The 2,508-nt window shown below is 73.7% G+C and carries 4 protein-coding genes; 2 read left to right on the forward strand and 2 right to left on the reverse strand.

Going from position 1 to position 2,508, the window contains the following annotated elements:
- The first annotated feature begins 68 nt into the window (after positions 1-68).
- Both FV223_RS25200 and FV223_RS25205 read left to right on the forward strand, forming a co-directional pair.
- A complete protein-coding gene (locus FV223_RS25200) occupies positions 69-665 on the forward strand; it encodes a glutathione S-transferase (RefSeq protein ID WP_147729516.1) in 597 nt (198 codons plus the stop codon).
- A gap of 57 nt (positions 666-722) precedes the next feature.
- On the forward strand, positions 723-923 hold the full coding sequence (locus FV223_RS25205; protein WP_147729517.1) for a hypothetical protein: 201 nt from the start codon (positions 723-725) through the stop codon (positions 921-923).
- Between the two features lie 9 nt (positions 924-932).
- On the opposite strand, the gene FV223_RS25210 is transcribed toward FV223_RS25205, so the two are convergent.
- Both FV223_RS25210 and FV223_RS25215 read right to left on the reverse strand, forming a co-directional pair.
- Positions 933-1,793, reverse strand: coding sequence for a formyltransferase family protein (locus FV223_RS25210; RefSeq protein WP_147729518.1), 861 nt, complete (start codon positions 1,791-1,793; stop codon positions 933-935).
- Entirely contained in the window at positions 1,793-2,392 is a 600-nt protein-coding gene (locus tag FV223_RS25215; protein WP_246689804.1) for an SDR family NAD(P)-dependent oxidoreductase, read from the reverse strand. The genes FV223_RS25210 and FV223_RS25215 overlap by 1 nt, the downstream gene beginning before the upstream one ends.
- Between the last annotated feature and the right edge of the window lie 116 nt (positions 2,393-2,508).

Genomic DNA, 2,508 nt, shown 5'->3' on the forward strand with positions numbered 1-2,508 from the left:
GGCCGGCACCGTCCCGGCCAAACCCGCCGCCCGGCGCTGATCGCGCCGCCCACGCCGACGAGACCCCGATGAAGCTGTTCCATTCCCCGACCTCGCCCTTCGTCCGCAAGGTGATGGTGGCGGCCCACGAGCTCGGCTTGGCCGAGCGCATCGAGACGCTGCCGAGCGCCGTCCACCCGGTGACCCGGGACGGGCGCGTGCTGAGCGTGCATCCGCTGGCGCAGGTCCCGACTCTGATCCTCGACGACGGCGCGGCGATCGCCGACAGCCGGGTGATCTGCGAGTACCTCGATGCGCTCGCCGGCGGCCACCTGTTCCCGGCGCCGGGCGCAGCGCGCTGGGCCGCGCTGAACCTGCAATCGACCGCCGACGCGGTGCTCGATGCCGCCCTGCTGATCCGCTACGAGCTGACCGCGCGACCCGAATCCGAGCGCTCGCAGGCGTGGATCGACGGGCAGACCGCCAAGATCGTCAGCGCCCTCGACTGGTTCGAGACGCAGGCGCCGTCGCTCACGGGCGTCGACATCGGCACCATCGCGCTCGCCTGCGCCCTCGGCTACCTCGACCTGCGCTTCGCCGAGCTCGGCTGGCGCGCGAGCCGACCGGGCCTGGCCGCCTGGTTCGCGACCTTCGGCGAGCGGGCGTCGATGCGGGCGACGGCCTGACGCGACCGGCGCGGTTCTTGCGGCGGCCGGCATCGTCCGAGAGTGGGATGCCGAGCCATGCCCGATTTCGTCGCCGCGCTGCTTGCCGCCGCCGCCTTCTGCCTCGTCCTCATGGCCCTGAACGCGCTCACGCGCGGGCTGGTCCACTGGCACCTGGCGCCGTCCGACCTCGCCGAGAACGGCTTCCTGCAGCTCGGAGGCGCCGTGGTTCTGGCCCGCGTCGCCTACCGGCGCGCTCCGGTCCGCCGCATCACCTAGGCCGCCGTATCAAGCGCCGCGCGCCGACAGGCTCAGGGCTTCGCGCAGGTCGCCGACATCGGTGAGATAGCGGCCCCGGCGGCGCATCGCCTTGAGGAAGCCGGCATCCGGGAACGGGCAATAGGGCAGCACCGGCACGGTGCGGCCTTCCGGCACCGCGCCGTCGCGGGCGATATCGGCCAGCACCGCATCGAGCAGGTTCCGGCCGTGCTCGTGCAGCAGTACGGCGGCGCGGGTCGCGGTCACGTCCGCGGGCAGCGCGACCGGCGCCTGCTCGAGGATCGCGCCGGCATCGATCGCCACGGCGAGCCGGTGGACCGTCACGCCGAAGGCGTCCGGCCCCTCGGCCAGCGCGTGGATCGTCGGCACCGGCCCGCGATGGCGCGGCAGCAGGCCGGGATGGACGTTGAGGCCACCGAGCCGCGCCCGCGCGATCGTCTCGCCCGCCAGGATCTGGTCGAAGTGAAAGGTGACGATCAGGTCCGGCGCGTGCCGGCGCAGGAGATCGGCGACGTCGGCACCGTTGACGTCGTCGACCGTCAGCGTCGGGATGCCGTGCCGCCGGCACAGGGTCGCGAGCGGCGTCGCCTCGGGCGAGCCGGTGGTGCCGGCGATGCGCTGGGTCAGCGGCGCGACCGGGCGGAGCAGGTCGGGCAGGCCGAAATTCACCGCGAGGTAGGGCAGGAAGGCCGGCCCGGAGCGGGCAAGATGGCGCCGGACCTGCCCGACGAGGCCGCCGGTCGAGGGCCGCTCGGCGTTCGACAGACCGACGAAGGCGATCTCCGCGGCGTGATCGGCCACGAACCGGCGCACGGCGCGCGCGTTCGGCAGCGCCTCGAGGGCGAAGAGCGCGATGCTGGGCTTGGGCATCAGCGGCGCGGCCGCAGCTGGAAGCGGAAGGCGCGCATGGCGGCGGTGCGCAGGAATTCCGGTGCGACGAGGCCGGCCCGGGCGAGGTGGAAGAGCACGCTCGGGAAGGTGACGATCTCCCGGTTGCGCACCAGCCCGCGGGCGATGCGCTCGGCGGCCTGATCGGCGCTCATCTCGAGCGGCCGCCAGCCCTTGAGCTGGCCGCCCATCGGCGTCTTCACGTAGCCAGGCATCACCACGTTGACCCGCACGCCCCTCGGCGCGAGCTTGGCGCGCAGGGCCTGCCCATGTGCGACCAGCGCCGCCTTGGTGCCGCTGTAGGATGGGGCGTCGGCGAGCGGCGCGTAGGCGGCGAGCGAGGAGATCAGGGCGATCTGCCCGCGCCCCCGGGCCGCCATGGCGGTGACGCAGGGCAGCACGACGTTGAGGCAGCCGACGAGGTTGATGTCGAGGGTCTCGAAGGCGACGTCCTCGCTCTCGACCTCGCCGGTCGGATGGCCGCCGTTGACGCCGGCATTGGCGATCACGAGGTCGATCGGGTCATCCCCGTCGAGGGTCCTGATCCAGGCGCGGACCGCCTCGCGGTCGCGCAGGTCCAGGGGCACGACCGTCGCCTCGGCGCTCGGCCTTCTGCACCAGGAGATGCGGACGCTCGGATCGCTGATCCTGCGGGCGGCCGACCGGCATCAGGTCCCGGCCGGCGGCGCGCTCGCGG

The organism is Methylobacterium sp. WL116 (assembly GCF_008039455.1).
Taxonomy (GTDB): Bacteria; Pseudomonadota; Alphaproteobacteria; order Rhizobiales; family Beijerinckiaceae; genus Methylobacterium.